The 22,833-nt window shown below is 28.2% G+C and carries 25 protein-coding genes; 3 read left to right on the top strand and 22 right to left on the bottom strand.

The features are described 5' to 3' along the window. Positions 1–504 precede the first annotated feature (504 nt). The 22 genes from Q3287_RS16180 to Q3287_RS16075 all read right to left on the bottom strand — a co-directional run bounded on the left by Q3287_RS16180 (position 505) and on the right by Q3287_RS16075 (position 19,612). Positions 505–915 (bottom strand): hypothetical protein, encoded by a 411-nt coding sequence (locus Q3287_RS16180; protein WP_054269074.1) that lies wholly within the window; start codon positions 913–915, stop codon positions 505–507. A gap of 191 nt (positions 916–1,106) precedes the next feature. Continuing rightward, entirely contained in the window at positions 1,107–1,502 is a 396-nt protein-coding gene (locus Q3287_RS16175; RefSeq protein WP_054269073.1) for a hypothetical protein, read from the bottom strand. 208 nt (positions 1,503–1,710) lie between these two features. Further along, on the bottom strand, positions 1,711–3,114 hold the full coding sequence (locus Q3287_RS16170) for a M56 family metallopeptidase (RefSeq protein ID WP_407964414.1): 1,404 nt from the start codon (positions 3,112–3,114) through the stop codon (positions 1,711–1,713). Between the two features lie 10 nt (positions 3,115–3,124). After that, complete coding sequence (locus tag Q3287_RS16165; RefSeq protein WP_054269071.1) at positions 3,125–3,484, bottom strand: BlaI/MecI/CopY family transcriptional regulator; 360 nt, start codon at positions 3,482–3,484, stop codon at positions 3,125–3,127. Positions 3,485–3,687: 203 nt separating this feature from the next. Next, on the bottom strand, positions 3,688–4,467 hold the full coding sequence (locus tag Q3287_RS16160; RefSeq protein ID WP_054275831.1) for a DUF975 family protein: 780 nt from the start codon (positions 4,465–4,467) through the stop codon (positions 3,688–3,690). 425 nt (positions 4,468–4,892) lie between these two features. Continuing rightward, positions 4,893–5,504 carry a hypothetical protein gene (locus tag Q3287_RS16155; RefSeq protein WP_054269069.1) on the bottom strand — a complete coding sequence of 204 codons (612 nt, stop codon included), beginning with the start codon at positions 5,502–5,504 and terminating at the stop codon, positions 4,893–4,895. A 92-nt stretch (positions 5,505–5,596) separates the two neighbouring features. Continuing rightward, positions 5,597–6,586 carry an ornithine cyclodeaminase family protein gene (locus Q3287_RS16150; protein WP_074179061.1) on the bottom strand — a complete coding sequence of 330 codons (990 nt, stop codon included), beginning with the start codon at positions 6,584–6,586 and terminating at the stop codon, positions 5,597–5,599. A gap of 66 nt (positions 6,587–6,652) precedes the next feature. Beyond that, positions 6,653–7,516, bottom strand: coding sequence for a DUF3298 and DUF4163 domain-containing protein (locus Q3287_RS16145; protein WP_407964413.1), 864 nt, complete (start codon positions 7,514–7,516; stop codon positions 6,653–6,655). 121 nt (positions 7,517–7,637) lie between these two features. Beyond that, entirely contained in the window at positions 7,638–8,219 is a 582-nt protein-coding gene (locus Q3287_RS16140; protein ID WP_407964412.1) for a CheB methylesterase domain-containing protein, read from the bottom strand. A gap of 39 nt (positions 8,220–8,258) precedes the next feature. Further along, a complete protein-coding gene (locus Q3287_RS16135; protein WP_407964411.1) occupies positions 8,259–9,062 on the bottom strand; it encodes a CheR family methyltransferase in 804 nt (267 codons plus the stop codon). A gap of 35 nt (positions 9,063–9,097) precedes the next feature. Beyond that, complete coding sequence (locus tag Q3287_RS16130; RefSeq protein WP_054275828.1) at positions 9,098–9,538, bottom strand: chemotaxis protein CheW; 441 nt, start codon at positions 9,536–9,538, stop codon at positions 9,098–9,100. 13 nt (positions 9,539–9,551) lie between these two features. Beyond that, positions 9,552–11,657, bottom strand: coding sequence for a chemotaxis protein CheW (locus Q3287_RS16125; protein ID WP_407964410.1), 2,106 nt, complete (start codon positions 11,655–11,657; stop codon positions 9,552–9,554). Positions 11,658–11,752: 95 nt separating this feature from the next. Further along, the gene (locus Q3287_RS16120; protein WP_054269060.1) at positions 11,753–13,456 is read right to left on the bottom strand and encodes a methyl-accepting chemotaxis protein; all 1,704 of its coding nucleotides are present in this window, start codon (positions 13,454–13,456) and stop codon (positions 11,753–11,755) included. A 41-nt stretch (positions 13,457–13,497) separates the two neighbouring features. Continuing rightward, the gene (locus Q3287_RS16115) at positions 13,498–14,457 is read right to left on the bottom strand and encodes a diguanylate cyclase (protein ID WP_054275826.1); all 960 of its coding nucleotides are present in this window, start codon (positions 14,455–14,457) and stop codon (positions 13,498–13,500) included. A gap of 135 nt (positions 14,458–14,592) precedes the next feature. Then, positions 14,593–15,111: a chemotaxis protein CheW gene (locus tag Q3287_RS16110; RefSeq protein ID WP_054275825.1), complete on the bottom strand. Its 519-nt coding sequence runs from the start codon at positions 15,109–15,111 to the stop codon at positions 14,593–14,595. 42 nt (positions 15,112–15,153) lie between these two features. Beyond that, positions 15,154–15,639, bottom strand: a complete 486-nt coding sequence (locus Q3287_RS16105) for a chemotaxis protein CheD (protein WP_054269057.1) — start codon at positions 15,637–15,639, stop codon at positions 15,154–15,156. Then, entirely contained in the window at positions 15,636–16,220 is a 585-nt protein-coding gene (locus Q3287_RS16100) for a chemotaxis protein CheC (protein WP_227832620.1), read from the bottom strand. The genes Q3287_RS16105 and Q3287_RS16100 overlap by 4 nt, the downstream gene beginning before the upstream one ends. A gap of 98 nt (positions 16,221–16,318) precedes the next feature. After that, positions 16,319–16,681, bottom strand: a complete 363-nt coding sequence (locus Q3287_RS16095) for a response regulator (RefSeq protein ID WP_054269055.1) — start codon at positions 16,679–16,681, stop codon at positions 16,319–16,321. A gap of 727 nt (positions 16,682–17,408) precedes the next feature. Beyond that, positions 17,409–17,570 carry a hypothetical protein gene (locus tag Q3287_RS16090; RefSeq protein WP_153885234.1) on the bottom strand — a complete coding sequence of 54 codons (162 nt, stop codon included), beginning with the start codon at positions 17,568–17,570 and terminating at the stop codon, positions 17,409–17,411. Between the two features lie 16 nt (positions 17,571–17,586). Further along, positions 17,587–17,886, bottom strand: a complete 300-nt coding sequence (locus Q3287_RS16085; RefSeq protein ID WP_054269053.1) for a DUF6506 family protein — start codon at positions 17,884–17,886, stop codon at positions 17,587–17,589. A gap of 147 nt (positions 17,887–18,033) precedes the next feature. Further along, complete coding sequence (locus Q3287_RS16080; RefSeq protein WP_054269052.1) at positions 18,034–18,534, bottom strand: GyrI-like domain-containing protein; 501 nt, start codon at positions 18,532–18,534, stop codon at positions 18,034–18,036. Between the two features lie 166 nt (positions 18,535–18,700). Further along, entirely contained in the window at positions 18,701–19,612 is a 912-nt protein-coding gene (locus Q3287_RS16075; RefSeq protein ID WP_054269051.1) for a YafY family protein, read from the bottom strand. Positions 19,613–20,059: 447 nt separating this feature from the next. Between Q3287_RS16075 and Q3287_RS16070 the strand changes: the two genes are divergently transcribed. Genes Q3287_RS16070 through Q3287_RS16060 form a run of 3 tightly spaced genes read left to right on the top strand, consistent with a single transcriptional unit; the run spans position 20,060 to position 22,708 of the window. Next, complete coding sequence (locus Q3287_RS16070; RefSeq protein WP_054269050.1) at positions 20,060–20,911, top strand: DUF3100 domain-containing protein; 852 nt, start codon at positions 20,060–20,062, stop codon at positions 20,909–20,911. 3 nt (positions 20,912–20,914) lie between these two features. Then, a complete protein-coding gene (locus tag Q3287_RS16065) occupies positions 20,915–21,385 on the top strand; it encodes a hypothetical protein (RefSeq protein WP_074180019.1) in 471 nt (156 codons plus the stop codon). 12 nt (positions 21,386–21,397) lie between these two features. Continuing rightward, positions 21,398–22,708 carry an amidohydrolase gene (locus Q3287_RS16060; protein WP_054269049.1) on the top strand — a complete coding sequence of 437 codons (1,311 nt, stop codon included), beginning with the start codon at positions 21,398–21,400 and terminating at the stop codon, positions 22,706–22,708. Positions 22,709–22,833 lie beyond the last annotated feature (125 nt).

Below are 22,833 nucleotides of genomic sequence, written 5' to 3'. Positions count from 1 at the left end.
TAAAAATTTTAAAACCCCTCTTAAAAATGCTAAATCGATTATTTTCTTTAACTTTTAATGAATCTAATAAATAACATTTAATTTTCGTTAGAATTTTCTAAATATTATAATTATTAATTTAGATAAAAAAAAATAATGTTAACATTTCTTAACATACATTAAAAAATGTTAACATTACAAATTGGGTTTAATACTTTTTACTTTGACTTGATTTACTTTTATTCTGTTTTTCCTCTAATTCTTACTTCTTTTTTCACTTAGACTTTAGCTCTTTTATTACTTATTTGAGTCTCATTTTACTCTCACTCAATATGTTCAATTGCACTTGTCTAAGTTTTTAATACTTTTTTACTTCACTTTAACAAACTTAAACTTCATTTGGGTAGTGTAGTTAATGAATATTTAAATAATCATCAACTACATGTTTATATCATCGCAGTAGCCTAATGTATTTAGTCATGCTTATTTAGGGTTTTAAGATATTCTTTGAGATTATATTTAACACTAATTAGTTGCTACATAATTTGAAGAAATAGCAAGTTGAGACCCATCTTCATTTTCTATAATGATAGGCTTCATAATTTTTAATCCTTCAGTTTTTATTTTCTCTAACTCTTGTTCCATTATCTTAATTGTTTTTTCAAGGTCTTCTTGACTTACATCTTTAACTTCATTAGGGTCTTTAGCATATGCTTTCATTTCTTCAATATGTTTAGCATATTCATCATAAGTATAATACTCTACTCCATACTTTTCTAACTCAGCAGGGTCAGTTATTCCTGATTTCATTAAAGATTCAAACTTAGGTAAAGTAATTTTAGATGAATCATTTCCATTTGCAAATACTGCTCCAGTTCCACCTAGTATCATAGCAGATACCATCATTGTGCTTATAATTGATTTTTTTATTTTCATAGCCAATCTTCCTTTCTTAGGGATTTATTTGGGTATTGTAGTTGACAGTGACTATTGCAATAGTTATTAACTACATCTTTAGACTATCATAATAGTCACTTTTGTGTCAAGTATTTTTATAAACTTTTTAATAAATGCTATTAACATTTCATTGTATGCATAAAAAATGTTAGCATTGTAAGCTTAGTACATTATCTACCACAGAAACTTATAAGCCCATTTCCATTGTCTATTCTGATAGGTTTCATAATCTTTAATCCTTCAGTTTTTATCTTCTCTAAATCTTGCTCCATTATTTTAATTGTTTTTTCAAGGTCTTCTTGACTTACATCTTTAACTTCATTAGGGTCTTTAGCATATGCTTTTAACTCTTCAATATTCTTAGCATACTCTTCATAAGTATAATACTCTACTCCATACTTTTCTAAGTCAGCAGGGTCAGTTATTCCTGCTTTTATTAGAGAATCAAACTTATCTAGTGTAATATTAGATACATCACTATTTTCATTTGCAAATATTGACCCTGTTCCTCCTAATACTATAGCAGCTGCCATCATTGTTCCTATAAGGGATTTTTTTATTTTCATAATCAATCTTCCTTTCTTAGAGATTTATTTAGGTATAATAGTTATCAGTGACTATTGCAATAGTTATTAACTATACCTTTAGACTATCACGATAGTCATCTTTGTGTCAAGTATCTTTATAATTTTTTTAATAAAAAATACTATCTCAAAATAATTAAACTTATTTCAAGATAGTATTTTAATTCTAAATCTCTTGTATTACTAGGATTTAAGGTTCCTTTACAGAAGTTCTATATTGAACTTTGCTGACTGACAACAAATTTCCTTGTCTTGATATAACTAAACCATTCTCATCATAACCATTTTTCTGAACTAAATAATTTGATGAATTAGTATAAGATATATCATTGTAATTACTTGATTTATTTACATACTTGTATTTACTACTATTAGATTTACTTTCTTTATTTACAGACTCATCTTCATTACTTTTAGATTTACTTTCTTTATTCATGGATTCATCTTCATTACTTTTAGGTTCATTTTCTTTATTCACAGATATTTTTGACACACTGACAGAAATATCAGAATCCTCATTTGAAGAATACAAATCAGTCGATTTATTGCTTAATGAAAATTCACTTCTATTACTTTGCTCACTTTTTGTTAAATCAAAAGATTCAACTTCATTAATTTCCTTATTTCCTGTTGCAAAAACAAGACTTGTCCCACAAACTAATACAGTAGAAACTAAAAAAGTAACATAAGTTGACTTTTTAAACTTCATAACATTAACTATTCTCTCTTCTATCTTTGTCTTTCCAAATCCATTGTAAATTGCCATCGAAAATGGATTATTCTCTTCTGCTAAACTTATCAGTGCAGTTGCATAATCAGCTCTATATTCTTCTCCAATCATATTCATTACTTTTTCATCGCAACTAAATTCTATGTCCTTATTTAGTAAAAAAAACATTATCCAAACTAAAGGATTAAACCAATGAATAACAAGAGCCAAAAGCATAAACAACTTCAACATATTGTCAAGTCTGTTAATATGGACCATCTCATGAGTCAAAACAAAGTTTAAAGTCTGATTATTACTATAATCCATTTGTTTTGGTAAAATAATACGTGGCTTTAAAATACCAGATGTAAGTGGTGTCTTAGTAAATTCAGATACACAAACCATAAATTTTCTAAAACACCTATTTTCATATATCCATTTTTTAATAAAATCATGATTTTTTATATGTATTGAAGTTTTAAAAAGATTAATTATTTTAATATACTTAGAGCATAAAAACATGCTCAGTATAATAGTAACCACAAAAGACAAAATACCTAACATCTCCAATATTGTAAGATTCTCAATATCAGATAGTACTTTATTGTTAGAAGTATTCTTACCTATAGAGTTACTAACTTCCTTAAGAGTGTAATCTTCAGCTGATGTAGCACCTAATTCAACATTAAAAGCGGATTCAATTATACTATAAATACTAAAACCAGAGTTTAAACTTACTGGTATAAGAAGTTTAAACAACACAATCAACCATAATAATACAAATACCTTCTTAGGTAATTTTTTAAATAAACATGCTCTTATGAAAATAACAATTAAAAGTAAAACTCCAGAAGTAAAACTCATTTCTAACAATTTAATGAACATAAATCTTACCTCACTTTAATTTTTCGACAATCTGCTTAAGTTTTGTAATATCATCACTTGAAAGATTTTCTTTATTAATAAAAGCTGAAAGAAATTTTTCTGAAGACCCTCCAAACATTTTATTAATTAGTGTTTCTGTTTCCTGTTTTTGCACTTCTTCTTTACTTATTAAAGCTTTACAAACAAAATTTGGCTCAATTCTCTCTATTGCACCTTTTGCTACTAATTTTTTTATAACTGTATACGTAGTATTTCTATTCCATCCTGTTTCTTCTTTTAGTATTTTTACTAGCTCCCCTGCCTTACTTTCTCCTATCTCCCATAGAACCTCCATTACTTTAAGTTCTGAATCAAATAATTTTATTTCCATATAAAATCGCTCCTCAAATATGGTTATCGCAATAGTCATTACTATAATTAAAAACTATCATAATAGTCTATACTGTGTCAACCATTTATTTTTTAATAACAAAAACTGCCTTTTAAGAAAAAAATTCTTATAAAAGACAGTTTTGTCATGCTATACTTTAATGTTCAAGTTAAAAATACATTTTATTTAACTGTAAAACTATCTTAATACATAGAATAAGATTTTTCTTTATCCAATAATATATCCTCTACATCTGGATTTTCTTTTAATAATTGTCTGTAAAAATTACAGTTAGTAACTCCTACATATGGAATCAACCATAATAAGCCTATTCCAAGAGTAACTATCGCCAGTATATACCATCCTATAAAGCTAAGGTTTAGTACAAATAATTTAAGTACATTTCCTTTCATCATATCTAAACTGGCACCCATCGCTTTAAATACACCTAAGTTATCTTTATCTTCACAAATTAAAAAAGCAGCTTGAGAAACATATAATAGCAATATATAAACTGGTAGCATAAGAACAAATATTATAAGAACTAAAGTTATTCCAGTAGAAATAATAGTTCCTATACCAACACTATCACTTGATAGGTATTCAATTGCTCCACTAGTAAGTAAAACACCGAATGATAAAAATGCGCCTATAATTGTGATTATAAAAGAATAAATATAAACAGCTATTGATTCTAATACATAAAGTCCAAAACTTCTTAAATAGATTCTTCCATTTACAAAAATATTTCCTATTCTTACTTTTTCATCTTTAGTAATCTTCAAGAACATGCATGTAAATCCTGCTGCAACGCAAAACCCTATTATAGCTACTACAATAGTAGTTAAAGGTTCAAAAGGCAATCCTACAATTGATATTAATACTATCACTGCAATATATACTGCCATAGCAATTGCACATGTACCCCAGTTTCCAGACAATTGAGCTTTTGACACTCTTTTTAATTCTTGCCTTGATACCATAAAAACACCCCTCTCATTTTATAAAAACTTTTTTGAAAATACATAAATAAACTTTTAACGTATAATATAATATTAATATATCATATTTTCGACTATATAACACACAATTATTCACCATGTTTTATCAAGATATATCATAATTGTATTGTTAGTTTTATATAGTCAAAATTAGCAAACATACCAAATAAATTTGATTGTACAATAAATATTGAAACAAATTATATTAAATGTACTTTATTTAGTAAAAAATTTATTTATTACTTGGCAAGATAAGTTATTTAACAAGATAAGTCATTTATAAAATATAATTTATAAAATAAGTAAATAACTTATAAAATATATTTTATATTTTTAGAATAAAATAAACTATCTCCCAAACATTTTATTATATGTTTAAAAGATAGTTTTTGTGTCTTTAAAATAAATTAAATTGTATATATTCCTTCACATAATTTTTGTATATTGCTTGGTGGTTGCCATTTACCATCTTTTTTAGTATATGTAATTAAAGTTGTAACATCCTTAGTTGGTTTTTTATTGTAAAGGTCTATAATCATTTTTGCCATATCATCTTGAACTTCTTTTTCTTTTTTGTTGTAATTCTTTTCATCAGTTACATATGATTTTACTAAAGTATTTGCTTCAGACATTACTTTACTAGTATCTAATGCTTTACTTACAACTTTTAAAGTTATCTTATCCTTACTAGAAGAATCTACTGTTACAGTCTTTTCAACACCTTGAATTAACTTAACAATTGTGTCATATATCTTTTCAGCATTTTCTTTACCATAAAGAGGAGTCAATTGAGCTAACATTGAAACCTTGTCCTTGCTATTATAAGTTTGAATTTGTTTATATTCAACTTCTGTTAATGCGTCAGAAATCCCCTTTTCGTCATATTTATACATTTCTAGTGCGGCTAAATTAGCTTCAAAATTTGACTTTACTTTTTCTTCTGCATTAGAACACCCTATAGTTAGAACTAAAACTAAAGCCATAATCGAAGATAATATTAACTTTTTTACCATTTTCATACAAATAGCCTCCCTCAACTAAGATAATAAAAAAATTTATTTATCAACATTATAACATAATTTTGTCTAATTATAGATTTATTTTGAAAATTTTACCACTTCCAGTCCATTCCAATACCGTTTTCTTTTGCTTTATCGTATATTCTTTTCGCTGTTACGACATCTTGTACACCTATTCCGACAGTTTTAAACACAATTATTTCATCATCACTTTCTCTTCCAGGAATAGTCCCATTTATAACATTACCTAAATCACCATTAAAATCATCTTTACTTATTTTACCTTCTTCTAATGGAATTAATATATCCCCTGATTCAGATAAAACTGCATCTGTTGATTCAAAAAATATCTTAGATGCTCTAGTTAAACAACTTGGGCACAACTCTTGCATATCTGGCATATATGAACCTACTGCACTTATTAAAGCTCCTTTTTTTACTAAGTTTCCGTTAAGTACAGGCTGTTTTGATGGAGTAGCTAGGACTATTACATCTGCATTGTCTATAGCTTCATCAGATGATTCAACTGCAATTATTTTAGTGTTATATTTACTTAATTTTAAATTCATTTCTTCTGCAAATTTTTCTCTACTTTCCTTATTTCTACTAAACACTCTTACTTCATCCAAATCTCTAGCTTCTATCATAGCTTCAAGTTGTGGTTCTCCTTGTCCTCCTAGACCAATCAAAGCCCCAATCTTAGAATCTTTTTTAGCCAATACATCTATAGCTGCTCCAGATGCTGCCCCAGTACGAATCTGAGTTACATAAGTTCCATCTAAAGCTGCACTCACTTCTCCAGTTTCACCATCTAATAGTAATACTGTTGCTGGAATTACTGGTTTACCTTTTTGAGCATTTTTAGGAAATACAGATACAATTTTTATTCCCCCACATCCCAGTTCTTCTACATATCCTGGCATAAATAACATACTAGCATCTTGGCTTGGAACTGGTATATTGGTTCTCAAAGGATTTACACTTTTTCCTTCACAATAAATTCTAAAAGCTTCCTTATCAGCCTCAATTGCATCTCTCATTGTAAATACTTTTTTTATGTCGTCTTTTTTTAAAAGTAGCATTTTTATACCCCCAATTTTAATAAATCTCTATGCTAGATATTATAGCATAACATTTAATTTAAATTTCTATTTCAAATTAAATAAATCTACATATTCTGGTTTTAACATATAGCTTATTAATTTTTTGTTTATTGAAAATTCTGGTATTCCTGCTGCATATGGAGTTATGTCATATAAATCAAAATACATAACTAAATTCTCATCCTGCAAATAAAAATTTTGATTCTCTTTTATACCTTTAAAATTGTATATTCCGATATTTTCTTTGTCTTTTTTTTCCATCTCAGTTATTTGTCTTTTAATTTCTTCATCTATAACTTCCTTGTATTTAGTGTTATCTTTAAATAAGTCCATTAGTTCTAAAAATTTTCCTGTTCTCATATCCACGTTGTATGCTATATCTTGATAAAATCCATGTGCACCGCCACTATAAGTATAATATCTTACTTTTATACTAAGAGCAGAGTCAGTATTCTTTTTAAGTTCAAAATCTACATTTGCAACAAACTTATTTTCTTCATCAGGATTATCCTTAAGATATTGCTTTGCTTCTGTGTATGATTTATTATAAAATTCAAAGATATCATTTTTTATTTTATCATTTGTAGACCTTTCAACAATCTTATTTGAATTTGTTATTATAGGCATATTTATAGTACTTTCTAGATATTCATCATTTTTCACTATTGTTTTACTTCCTATTGTACTTACTGATAAAGTTTGTTTGCTACTTGTAGTATCCTTTGGTAATGATTGATTATTCATAACACTTACTGCTTCTTTATTTCTGTCTAAATTAATCGAAGCATCTTTCCCTAAATTATTATATATATGGTCATGTTTAATTGCTAAAACAGCTATTATAGTCAAGGTTAAAACAAATACATATCTTAAAACTTTAGCTTTCATATCGCCTTTAAAAAATTTCATATTATCATTTTCCTCCTAAATATAAATCTCTCTTATTATATTTGGAGTTTCTAGGGTTTTTTATCCATATAATTTAATAAAAGATTAATTTTTTATTTACAAAAAATTAATCTTTTCGTTTTTAAATATTAAGATGTCTAATCAAACAGTTTGAAATTTCATCAAGTGGCAATTGTAATACAACAGAACCCCTATCAAAAGCCACCATTGGCATTCCATATACTATGCAAGAGTTTTCATCTTGTCCAATAGTAAATGAACCTTTTTCTCTCATTTTTAAAAGTCCATTTGCACCATCAGAACCCATGCCTGTAAGTATTATGCCTATTGAATTTTTACCTGCTACTTCTGCAACTGAATCAAATAAAACGTCTACTGATGGACAATGACCACTTACTTTCTCACCTTTTTCACAAGTTACATAATACCCATCTTTATTCACATGTAATTTCATCTGATAGCCCCCAGGTGCAATTAACACATTTCCTCGTTCTACTCTATCATTATTTTTAGCTTCTCTTACATTCATAACACACTGCTTGTCAAGCCGTTGTGCATACATATCAGTAAATATAGCCGGCATATGTTGAACTACAACAACTCCTGGTGTCGATTTTGGCAAGTCTTTTATAATTTCAAGTATCGCTTCTGTGCCGCCTACAGATGCACCTATAGCAATTACCATATTATTAAAATGTTCCACATTACCGCCTCCACAAAGTCATATATCAGAAATACTCTTTTATTTTTTATAGACAGCAGGTCTTACGTATTTATATTTGGTATTGCTTCTATTAATTATCTCTGCATGACCTACAAATAAAAAGCTATCTTTTTTAGTTACACTATAAAATTTATTTATGAGTTCTTCTCTAGTTTTTAAATCGAAATAAATCATAACATTTCTACAAAAAATCAAATCAAAATGTTGATATGAGAAATCGTTCATTAGATTAAAGGGCTTAAAAGTTACGCTTTTTCTAATCTTATCACAAATTTTAAATGTACCATCTTTATTATCTATAAAATACTTCTTCTTCCACAAATTAGGAACATTATTAACATTTAATTCTGTATATGTAGCCCTCTTAGCTTTTTCAAGTGAATTCATTGAAATATCAGTAGCTATAATCTTAATATTCCACAATTTTTTATTATGTCCAAAATAATCATCTAAAGTCATAGCTATTGAATATGCTTCTTCTCCACTAGAACAACCTGCACTCCATATATTTAAGTTTCTTAATTTATTGTTTTCTTCCCAAAAAGGAAGTATATTATCATGTATAAACTCAAAATGTTGAGGTTCTCTCATAAAAAATGTATGATTGGTACTCAATCTATTTATTAAGTTTATAGCCTCATTTCCTGTCTTATCTTTAAATAATATATTCATAAACTGACTAAAAGAACTAAATTTTTTCTCTATCATTGTATTATATAACCGACCTTCAATTAGTGCTCTTTTTTTGCTTAAATCAATACCATATTCTTTTTTTATATGGTTTACAAGAATTATAAATTCTTCATCTGTGAGCTTTATCATGCAAAAAATTCCTCCTGCTAATTTATCAAAACTGACTACATGTTGTTAATCAAAAACTTTCGAATATCTAAAATTAGTATAGAATTATCTCCAACTTTTGCAATTTCTTTTATATCTTTATTCGTATTTATGTTGTTAGAATCAGTTGTCTCTAATAGATTTATCTTTTCTATAGGGATAACATCGACAACTTTATCTACAATAATTCCAACTTGATACTCATCAACCTTTGTAATTATTATACATGTTCTCTCATTATAATCAGTCTCAGGAAGATTGTATTTTATATGCATATTAATAACAGGTATTATCCTTCCACGTAAATTAATAACTCCGATTATATACTCTGGAAGACATGGTACACATGTTATTGATTGAAATCTTATAGTCTCAATCACATTTTCTAATTCTATTCCATAAATAACATCATTAACATAAAATGTTAATACTTGTTTAATAATTTCATCTTTAGACATACTTTTAAATCCCCTAATATATTTCCATAATGTTATCTGCATCTATAATCAAGCTTATACTTCCATCTCCAAGTATTGTGCATCCTGATAATCCATTGCTTTTCATATTGAATCTATTAAAATAAACTGGAAATGGCTTTACGACAACCTGTTGATTTCCTATTATTTCATCAACGAAAATACATGCCGCTTTCTGCTCATTTTCAATAATTATCATATTCCCATGCATTAAGTTAGTTACATCTGTCTGAATATTATATACTTTATGCAACCTTATAATAGGAATACATGCTCCATATATCATAATTAGTTCTCTTGTATTACCTTCTGTAACTATTTGGTTTAAATCTGTAAGTTTAAATGTTCTCCTTATTGATGATATTGGTAAAGTAAACAGTGAATCTCCAACTTTAAACTCCATACCTTCTACTATAGAAAGAGTCAGTGGTATTTTCATAGTAAATGTTGTTCCTTCATCTTGTTTGCTTTTTACTTCAATTGAACCTCCAACCTTTTCAATACTTTTTCGGACAATATCCATGCCTACTCCCCTACCAGAAAACTCAGTTATGGATTCTTTTGTAGAAAATCCTGGAGTCATAATCAAAGAATTGACCTCATCATCAGTATATTCATTGCTTGAATGTTTGAGTATACCTTGCTCCTTGGCTTTTGCTAAAATCTTATCTTTCATAAGACCTCTACCATCATCTGCAATACTTATTATAGCTTCTCCACCTAAGTTTTCAGCAGATAGTACTATCTTTCCTACTTCTTCCTTGCCTTTAGCTATACGCTCTTCAATAGGTTCTATTGCATGGTCCATAGCATTTCTTATAAGGTGCATAAATGGTTCTGCTAAATTATCGATTACATTTTTATCTACTTCTGTTTCTGCACCTATGGTTATTAGCTCTACATTTTTATCTAATTTTTTATTCATATCTCGTACAATTCTATGCATCTTTTGAAATACACCAGAGATTTGAATCATACGCATCGACATTACTATATCCTGTAATTCATCCGTAAGTTTATGCAATTGTCTTGTTGCTTTATTGAAATTGTCTATATCAACACCTGTAGAATTTACACTATTTACAACCATTGATTCCATAATTACAATTTCTCCAACTATATTTTGAAGTAAATCTAATTTTTCTAAATTTACACTCATAATATTCTGTTTATTTATTGGCAAATGCTCATTTTCATCATTTAGATTATATTTTTCTGTATCTATCTTTTCTTTTAAAATACTTTCTTGTAGCTCATCTTCTGTTGTATAAGTATTCTGATATTCTATACCTATTTCCTGATTGTCTTTTAATTTATTTTCTACTTCACCATTATCTTGCGTTCTTTTTACTTCTACATCTTCTTCACTAATATTTATATATTCTTTTACATAGAGATTATCTTGTATAGTTCTATAAACTATACTCTTGTCATCTTTAGCAATAAACTGTATATAAAACCCATCCTTTTTAATATATTCTGCTGCTTCTGTATTTGTTTCCACATCTTTAGGATAAAATTTTATAAATTCACAGTAGTCTCTAAGTTCAAATATAAGCATAAAAGCTCTTACATTTTCCATCATACAATCTTGCTCAAAGATTATTTTTACTATATCAGAATTTTCTTTGTATGAAAAAACTGAATCTATTATTTCTTTATCATCTGTGCTTTCTAAGCTTGTGTTATTTTTTGATTCCATAGAAGTTGATAACTCCAAAGTACCTACATAATCTTTGATTATTTCTATAAAGTTAGAGTAATCAGAAGATATGCAATCTCCTGACTGCAACTTACCTATATCACATCTTATAAAATCCAAAGCTTGAAAAACCAAGTCAAATAAAAAGTCATTATCTAAAACTTCTATCTTTTCTTCACGTATGACATAAAATAAATCTTCTACACTATGTGCTAAAGCAGCTATGTTGTCTAATCCCATCATAGAAGCTGAACCCTTTATTGTATGCATTATTCTAAATGTTTCATTGATATTACTGTAACTAAACACTTTTTCTTTTTCTATTTGAATAATAATTTCATCTAACTGTTCAAGTAATAGACTTGTCTCAAATATAAACATATCTAACATTGGTCTCATACTCGGCTCAATATAATTCATATTTATCACCTACGGCCTACAAATAATTTTCTATTTTACGTTATAATTTTACACTATCTATAACATCTTATAATTTAAATCCATGATGATTCTTTTATCTCATTTTCCTTTAGATGAAATTTTTCTACTAATTCTTTTAAAATTTGTGCTTGAGCTGACATCTCTTCTGAGGCTGCTGCACTTTCCTCTGCTGTTGCTGAGTTCATTTGGACTACTATAGAAATTTGCTCTATTCCAGATAAAATCTGTGTAATTGCTATTTCTTGGCTATGTACAGATGAAGAAATTCCATTAATATAATCAGTAGTTTTTTCTACACCATTCACCACTAAATCCAAAGCCTTTGCAGTCTCTTTGGCAATTTTAACACCATTTTCTACCGTCTTAATGGCCTCTTCTATGAGAATTGCAGTATTTTGAGCTGCTTTTGCACTTTTACCAGCTAAAGACCTAACCTCATCTGCTACAACTGCGAATCCTCTACCATATTGACCTGCTCTTGCTGCTTCAACAGCTGCATTTAATGCAAGAATATTAGTTTGAAAAGCTATCTCATCTATTGTTTTGATTATTTTTGATATTTCACTGGATTTTTCACTTATTTCACCCATTGAAGTCATCATATCATCCATACATCTGCTTCCGAAACTAACTTGTTGTGCTGATTGGTCAGACACTTCACATGCAAGACTAGCACTATCTGCACACTTCTTAATTCCATCTGATATTTCATTAATTGTAGAAGCTAATTCTTCCACTGAACTGGCTTGTTCTGTAGCCCCTTGTGAAAGAGCTTGAGCACCTGCTGCTACTTGTTCTGATGCACTTGCAACTTGTTCTGCCGATAAATTTATTTCAGAAAAATCACTATTAAAAGAGTTTATTATACTTTCTAATGATGTTTTAATTGATTCAAAATCTCCTATAAATTCTTGGTCTATCTCTACTCTTAAATCTCCTTTTGCAATACTAGTTAGTGTACTATCTATAAGGTCTATATAATTTAAAAGCATACTTTGCATCTTTTTAACAGAACCAACCAACATCCCTATTTCAGATTTACTTTCTTCAACATCTATACTTGTTCTTAAGTCTCCAGATGCAATTCTTGAAAAGTGTTTTTCTACTTTATTAATAGGAATTACTATTTTTAATTTTATTACTGTATATTCTATTATTGTCAATATTATTAGTAGAGAAAGTATAAATATTGTTCTCAATATTAGGCTTTGTAATTCTTTTTTAACTTCTATAATTTCAGCATTTGAACGATTAGCTATATTCTCTTGAAATTCATTTATTAAAGAATCCATTCTTTCTTGAGAGTTTATATATTCACTGCCAAAAATTATACTCTGTGCCAAGCTCTTATCATTATTTTCAACTGCTTTTATAGCACTTTGTTCTCTTGGCACCAAAGAATCAGATATTTCTTTCGCTTCTAAGATTTTATTTGATTCACTTTTTGTAAGACCAATTCTTTCTAATTTATTTAAAGCTGACTCTCTTGTTTTTCCATACAACTCTTTTTCATAAGTATCTTTATCTTTTTTATCGCCTGTAAAGACATATCTTCTTAATACATCACTTACTTCTCTTGTCGTATCTTTTATATACTGGCTTTGAGTTCTCAAATTATTCATATCATTAATGCTTTTTTCCACTTTCTCAAATGCTTTATAAGATGAAATTGAAGAAAAAATCCCTGCTAGAACAGCCATTACTATAATAATCAGCAATACAATTGCTAATTTAGAAAGCTTTACTTCTCTTTTCATACCTCTACTCCTTTATAAAGTAAGTTTATTAAGATATTAATTTATATCCTTTTTAATCCTTTCATTGTACTTACTACGCTACAATCTTTTCCTAAGTTTTTGCCCTCATACATCGCTTTATCTGCTAAGGATATGTTTTCTTCTAATGATATATTTGAGTTTACCTCTACTACTCCTAATGTAATAGTGCATCTTATTTTGTTTTCTTTATAGTTAAATTCAAAGTCTTTTATTTCTTTGCGAATTCTTTCTGAAAGAATTTTAGCACCTTCCATTGAAGTATTTGTAAGCATTATCAAAAACTCTTCTCCACCCCATCTTGATACAGTATCAACCTGTCTACAATTCTTTTTTATTATACTTGATATTACTGTCAATACAAAATCACCTGCTTCGTGACCATAAGTATCATTAATAACTTTGAAATCATCAATATCGCCTAGAATAAGAGATATTGTAGCCTCATTATACTTATTAATTCTTCTTTGTTCCATAAGTTGATTAATTATATGTCTTCTATTATAAAGACCTGTAAGATAATCTCTTACAACGAGTCTATTCAATTTTTCAAGAGAAGACTCCAGCTCATTATTTATCTTTTTTAATTTATCTTGAGATTTCTTTACTTCAAGGTGAGCCATAATACGAGCTTTTAATTCTGTCATACTAAAAGGCTTCACCATATAATCTATTGCACCTACACCAAACCCCTTTACTATATCCGTATCTGCATTTTTTGAAGTTATAAATATTATAGGTATATCTGCTGTGCGAAAATTAGATTTTACTTCCTTACAAAAATCAAATCCAGAGTTGTCTGGTAAAATTATATCAAGTAAAATAATATCTGGTATACATTCTTCAATAAACTCTTTTGCTTCTATTGCATTAAATGCTTTTTTCACCTTAAAATTATCTTTTGTAAGTGTTTTATCTATTAAATCACACATTAGGACACTATCATCAACGACTAAAATTGTTCCTTGTTGCTTATTTTCCATATACGAACCTCTCTTAAACATAATATATTAAAATTCTAGTAATTTAAAATTCTTATACTTAATAATTATACCACTACATCCCCAAATGTTCCCATCACAATCTCTTTATAATAACATTCTAATTATATCCCTGTGCTACATGATAGTGCAATTATATTTATTAACTACTTCATCTATTAAAATTTCTTCTTTATCTGTCAAAAGTTTCTCTAAATCTAGTAAGGTAATTATTTTACTCTCTATTTCTCCAATACCACTTACAAAATAATCTGAATACTCAAAAGTAACTCTTGGTGGTGGAGAAATTTGACTTTCTTCTAAGCTTATTATCTCATCAACTTTATCAACTATAAATCCTACTGATAAATCCTTTACTTCGACTACTACTATATACATGCAGTTAGCAACTATTAAATCATTTTTTTTAAGTCTCAAACGCATATCTATTATTGGAATAATTTTACCTCTTAAATTTATTATACCTTTAGAATATGTTGGGAGTTCTGGAATAAATATAATTTCTTGATTTCCAACAATTTCTACGACCTTTTCAATCTCAACACCGAAGTCTTGTTCATCTACTTTAAATTTTAGATATTTAATTCCCTCATCAGCTAGCCTATAATCTAAATATGGGTCATCTGGAAATCTCATTTAATTCCTCCCCTCTAAAATCTACTCTCTATAAAATCTACATTATATTTTCTTTTTACCTTTATTTATTGAATCTACAATCAATTCGCCTGTTTCAGTGCAAAAACGTATTGTTCGTCCATAATTCATACCTGTGTCTTCTGCTACTATTGGAATATGTAATCCTAAGAGTGTTTTTTTTACTGCTTCAACATTTCTATGCCCTATGCTTGCAATCGATGAATTGCTGTTTCCTAAAAACATTTGAGCTCCACCAGCAATTTTTGCTTTTATATACATTCTGTTTGCACCTATATGTTCCATAGATTTAATAAGCTCATTTATTCCTGTGTCTGCAAATTTGTATTTATTTTCAATGTTAATAGCATCTTTACTATATGGCAACATAACATGTAACATTCCACCAATTCCTGCTATTTTATCTATCAGGCATACTCCTACACAAGAACCAAGTGCATATGTAACCAAAACATTTGGTTTACAGGCTATCTTCATATCTGCAATGTTTACTACTATCTCTCTATTCATACTTTTAATCCCAATCTCACCAATATTTCTTTAAGTGAACTCATTTCTGGAATCATCAATATGTGACTAGTAAAATAATTATCACTCATTTTGAACTTATTTTCTATAAATAAAATTTGGTCACCAACATCTGAAAACCTTATCATAGGTACATTTAGGACAGCTCCAACCATATCTATACACATATCTGGAACTGAAATACTTATGGTCATATCTAACATAGATGCCATAGCATTTACATATGAACTTGCCATAATATTTCCTATTTCTTTAATTGCTGAAATTTCAATACCTTCAATCTCATCCAAAACCGACTCTTCTTTATTAAAAAGAGAATTTAACATAAGTTGGGTGATTGATTCATCCAACAAAAACATAAACATTCCATTAATATCGCCTTTCATATCTAGTAAAATGCATACTACTTTATTTTCTGGACCACCAAGCAAATTTGTTGCTTCATTATATTCAAGTATATTTACCATTGGTATTAATACTTCTATATTACTATTTATCATGGATGCAAGTGCAGTGATTGCATTCCCAGAGCCTATATTACCAATTTCTCTAAGAGCATCTATATGAGCATCATCAAGTTCTAAATAATTTATAATATAAACCCCTCCCTTTAATTATTTCATTTATGTACCTTTCACTATATCAGTGTGTATTTACATTTTTACTTTAAAGCATTTTGCACAACTTTGATTAATGTATCTGTTTTAAAGGGCTTCACTATAAAGTCTAACGCTCCTAGTTTTATAGCTTCTACAATCATATTTTCTTGTCCTATTGCAGAACACATCACCACCTTAGCATTTGAATCTAACTTTTTTACTTCTTTCAACACCTCTAAACCATCTTTTTTTGGCATTGTAATGTCAAGTAACATCAAATCAGGCTTTTCATCTTTAAATATATTACAAGCTTCTTCTCCATCATTTGCTTCTACTAAATTTCCATAGCCACTTTTACTCAGAGCTTCTTTAATCATCATTCTCATAAAAATAGCATCATCTACTATCAAAATTTTATTTTCCATAAAACTAACTCCTCCATATGTACAACAATAAATGCTTTTATTTCAAATATTGTCTATACTATCTGACTATTTTTCGCTACATAATAAATACATTTCATTGATAAATAAAAGTAATTATTTATGCCATATTATATTCAATTATATTAACACAATTTGTCAATTAAAAAACTTATATATATATTGTAATATATGTTTGGCATTTTGACGAGTTAATAAAAATATAATTGTACAAAACATAAAAAGTTGTCAGAAGTAATCAAATAAAGATAGAATAACCTTATGTTTTTTATATTCATATAAAATTTTTTTTTCAGATTCATTAAAATTATTTTTGTAGATTTATTTTTATAATCTTCCAAAGTTGTAATCTATAAAAAACGAAAAACACTTCTCATGCTACTTAAAATATTAAATTACAGGTTTATTTGCTTCTTTACTATATAATTTCTAACTTGCTTAACATCCAAGAAATGGTTATTTAATTACTTAATTGTATTTCTATATATGTATTATCGATTAAATTGGGTTTAGCTTTATACATTATTTTTCTATAATTTTTTTAATTGTTTATTCATAAATTCAAAAATGTTATTATAGTCTGTACTTACAATTTTTTTCTTTTTCACGTTGAAAGTTACAATTTAAATCATGATATTTACAAGTGTTTATTTACAATTTTCCTAACATCATTAGCAACGATTCAAATCAATACTGATATTTTTAAGTACTAAAAAAGCAGTAAATCTTTTATAGACTTACTGCTTATAGTTATTAACAATAAAACTGACTGTAATAAACATATTGATTCTTCAACATATTTATTACAATCAGCAACTTTCAATAAAATATCATGCAAACATTCTAATTTACTCCATGTATCTTTATTCATATAAAGGCACTGATTATTAGAACATTTCATCTCCACTCTTAAAACCAAAAGCTGGATGGAAATCGAATTTCACTGCACCCACAGCAACGTTTGGTCCAACAACTTTTTTAATTCTGTAAATACCCTCGTTACCAAAGCCAGCACATAGTTCAATAGCTGTACATCCCTTTTCTACCATTTCTTTTGCTACAACTTCTGCTTCATCATAATTTTCCACACCAATAACATTCATATTTATTGTATCAGATGGAATAACTGCTCTTTGCTTCTCAGCATTAAGACCTTTAGCAACATAAATAAATGCACATTCAAACATAGGAAAATCCCCCTTTATAGTTCATGTATGAAAACTATAAAATTTTCAAACACTCTATTGTCTTGCCTCTAACATTTACCAATTTATAATACCCCTCCATCTGATATATGTCAATAAAAAATTACATATATTCAATATAATGCAAATCTAGTTTATTCCTATGTAAATATGAATTTCATGTTTATCAGAATCATAGGTATTACCTTGGTATTCTTCAAAATCACTTATATAATTTCTATCAAAATCCATTTGCCAAAATTCAGCCCAGAAATCTCCTATCGCTTTGTGAATATCTCCTACTACAATAAATTTTGCATACTTACCTGCTGGTATAACTTTACTTATAACAATTTCTTCCACAGTATTATTAGTATTTAATTCATCTAAATTGATATCTTTATCAGCATCACTATTTACTTCACAACACGCAACAAAGTTATATGGATTTGTAAAATCGCCTTGATAATCTGTATATAAGCCTATTGTCTTTTCATTCTTTTTACCTTTTATAGAATTATATATACCTTTTCCCATAAATCTCTTCCATGACTCACCTATATCTTTTACTGCTTGTCCATCTTGGTTTGTAGTTTCTTTTGATATTCCTACAACTATTTTCTCACTTATATTTACTATTTCATAATCCATACTTTATACCTCACTTTGTTTTTATTAATCTATTTTAATATTAAATTTATTTAATTAAATTATAACTTATAATATACGACACCTTTATGTCATATTTTTAATATAATTAGACTTAGTGAAATATTTTGCAATTAATAAATTTCAAATGATTCTTTTAATCAAAGTATTATAATGAGTAAATTTTAGATAACCCTTTCAATCTAATTATTACATTATCTCTAACCTCTTTAGGTTCAAGTATTTCAACACTATCTCCAAAAGATAAAATATAACCATAAATCCACTCACCAATAGGAAATTCAGCGGTTACATCATATGTATTATCTTTGTTTTTAGTTATTAAATCTTTATTAAAATCATCAAACACTCTAAAAAGCATCTTCTCTTTAAATCTCAATTTCAGGGTTACAGTATTTTCCTTAATCACCTTAGAATCATCAAAACATACATCTTCTATTATCTTTCTTGAAAACACTTCTTCTTTCACAACTAAGTTTTTTATTCTACTAATTCTAAATATCCTAAAATCGTCCTTTAATCTACAAAATCCATATAAATACCAAGTCTTACTCTTATACATAAGTTTCATAGGTTCGACAGTTCTATTTGTTTGACTTGACATGCTATTTACATAATTAAAATTTATGGCATTACGCCTTAAAATAGCTTCTTTTATTTTTGTAAATTTGTCATCTTCATTAAAATTACTTCCCCATTCAGTAAAATCTATTTCAATCCAATTTGCAAAGTTCTGCTCTCCAAATATTGAACCAATTTTATTTACTACTGAATTTATTTCTGGATACTTTGTTGCTTGTAAGGTTTTGAGCGCCACTATCAAACTCTCTTTATCTTCATTTGATAATATGGTCTTATCTATAGAGTATTCTTCTATTAAAGATATCCCGCCCCCCTTACCTTTTGTCATATATACTGGTACTCCTGACATAGATAGAGTTTCTATATCTCTATATATAGTTCTTGTAGAAACTTCAAACCTCTCTGCCAACTCTTTGGCAGTTACCAGTTTCTTATTTAAAAGTATTACTATTATTTCTGTTAATCTATTGATTTTCATTTACTACCACCTACTAGAATCATTATTATTTAATCTAAGTTAGTTGTACTAACTTTTAATAGTTAATTTAAGTCTTATATTTATTCAAATCTTAAAATACTTTTATTCATTTTAAAATTTCAATTTACTCTTTCTTAGTTTTATATTATTTATTTTAAAGCTTTTTATCTATTATTCCTACAATATTTAAATAATTTTTTAGGAATGAATAATATTACAATATATTGAAAAATATGTAATATTTTACATTTTTTTCGTTGACAATGTTAAATTTTTGTTTTATCCTTATTTAAGGACATGTTAATGACATTTCTGAAACTTATTTAAAATAGTATTTTTTATAATATACAGGAAAACGTATTATATCTAAGAAAACGTATTATATCTAAGAAAACGTATTTTTTATTTTAAATAAGTAAAATACTTATTCTTTTTGGGGAGGAAATCATGGAAAGTAATAAAAAACATTTTATTCAAGTATTTTTAACTTGCTTAATATTAGTAGTAATATGTGAATTTATAGGGCAAAGAACTATAGCTATTGGAAAAGCTTCTATAGTACTATTTCCTATGCTCTACGCAGTTATAATTGGACTTATAATAACACCAGATTTATTAGGGAAAAAAATTAAAGCACTTAAAAAAGTCATTGGAGAAAAAGAAATAAATATTGCTGGAGAAGTTGTTGGCATTGCACTAGTAATGCTTGGTATAAAGTATGGTACTACAGTTGGTCCAAACATTGATAAGATAATTCAAGCTGGACCAGCATTCATAGCTCAAGAATTTGGTCATATACTTGCACCAATCGTTGCATTACCTCTTGCATTAATGTTTGGTATGAAAAGAGAAGCTGTTGGAGCTACTGCAAGTATCAGCCGTGAACCTTCTTTAGGAGTTATATCTGAGAAATATGGCATAAATTCTCCAGAAGGTAGTGGTGTACTTGGCACATATTTAATGGGTACAGTTCTTGGTACTATATACTTTAGTGTACTAGGTTCGGTCTCTATTTATAGTGGTCTTCATCCATATGCTTTGGGAATGGCTTGTGGTGTTGGTAGTGGAAGTATGATGACTGCCGCTGCTGGTTCATTATCTACTATGGTTCCACCTGAAATGGCAGATACAATACTTGCCTATGCAGCAACAAGCAATATGATGTCTAGTATAACAGGAATTATATTCTTAGTTTTTGTATCCTTACCATTTACTAATTTCATGTATAAAGTTTTAGAACCTAAATTTTCTAGAAATAAAAAAACTAAAGAAATTGAAACAACAGAAGGAGAGTGCTAATAAATGTTTGCTAATTTAAATTTGAAGAAAAGTTCATTTCAATTATTGGTTATGTCTGTCATTGGAGTTATAATTCTTATAGGACAAAGAATTAGCGTGGGTACATCTATAGTTACAGCTCTTCCTGGAATGGTTATGTTAATATTAGCTGCTATGGCTGCTATGATTGTAAAGGATTTATTTCCTAAATCGATATTTCCAGCTTTTGGATTTGCAACTATAATAGGTCTTTTACTTAGTATGCCATATAGCCCAACATCTGAAGTATTCTTAACAAATACTAATAATATTAACTTTATGGCTATAACTACTCCACTACTAGCTTTTGCAGGAATTTCTGTTGGAAATAAAATAGAATCTTTAAAAGAGATGTCATGGAAAATAGTTATAATATCACTTATTGTTTTCACAACTATATTCTTTGCATGTGCGAGTATAGCTCATATAGTTTTAAGTATTCAAGGTAAAATATAGGAGGAATTTATTATGAATAAAGAACAATTAAAATCTCTAGTAATAAAAACTATAGATGAAAATAGAGAAAAAATATTAAAAATAGGTCAAGGAATATATAAAAATCCAGAGTATGGATATAAAGAATTTAAAACTACAGAAGCTGTTTCAAACTTCTTTGAACAAGAATTAAACTTATCTGTAGAAAAAAATATAGCCGTAACAGGATGTAAGGCAGATGCAAATACTAATAAAAAAGGCCCTCATATATCTATACTTGGAGAATTGGATGGCATATCATGTAAAGAACATAAAGATGCTAATGAAATAGGTGCTTCTCATACTTGTGGACACAATATTCAAATAGCTGGAATGTTAGGTGCAGCTGTTGGTCTAGTAAAAAGTGGTGTTTTAGAACATCTAGATGGTAAAGTATCTTTTATGGCTACTCCAGCTGAAGAATTTATTGAGTTAGAATATAGAGAACAATTAAAAAAAGAAGGAAAAATAACTTACTTTGGTGGAAAACAAGAGTTAATAAAAAGAGGTTATTTTGATGATATAGACATATCTATGATGTTTCACTCTTCTGACTTAGGGGAAGATAAAGCTTTAGTAGGTCCTGAGAGTAATGGATTTGTTGGAAAAAAAGTTAAATTTATAGGTAAAGAATCTCATGCTGGTTCTGCTCCACATGATGGTATAAATGCTTTAAATGCAGCAATGCTTGCTATAAACAACGTAAACGCACTTAGAGAGACGTTTAAAGAATCTGAAAGAGTTAGATTCCACCCTATCATCACAAAAGGTGGAGATATAGTAAATGTTGTTCCTGCTGATGTCCATATGGAATCATATGTAAGAGCTAGAACTATAAACGGTATGATTGATGCTAATTCAAGGATAAATAAAGCCTTAATGGCTGGTGGAATGGCAGTTGGAGCTGAGGTCGAAATAACTGAAATCCCTGGCTACTTACCAATATTACGATACAAAAATCTTGATAATTTATTTAAAAATAATCTTGAAGATTTAGGTCTAGAGGGAAAAGTTGTTGATGGTGGAGACTTTACAGGTTCTTTTGATTTTGGTGATGTATCTCATATAATGCCTACTCTTCATCCTATGATTGGCGGTGTAAAAGGTGCTCTTCATACAAGAGATTTTGAAATAGTTGATGAAGATTTGGCTTACATAATCCCTGCAAAAGCAATGGCACTTACAGTTGTAGACCTTCTTTTTGATAATGCTAAAGATGCTAAAAACATATTAGATGCCTTTACTCCAGTTATGACTAAAGAAGAATATCTAACATTTTTAGAAAAACACGATAAAACTTTATAAGTATATTTTTATAGTACAAAAGATGGTATATGCCTTAAAAGCTATACCATCTTTTCTTACATTTCTCTTTATTTTTAGAATACCTTATTACCAATCTTTTACTTTTCCAATAAAATACATAGCAT

This window comes from Clostridioides sp. GD02404, from assembly GCF_045898275.1.
Lineage (GTDB): Bacteria > Bacillota > Clostridia > Peptostreptococcales > Peptostreptococcaceae > Clostridioides > Clostridioides difficile_A.
Note: the sequence above shows the minus strand (reverse complement) of the source record. Positions and strands in the feature narration are given on the sequence as shown.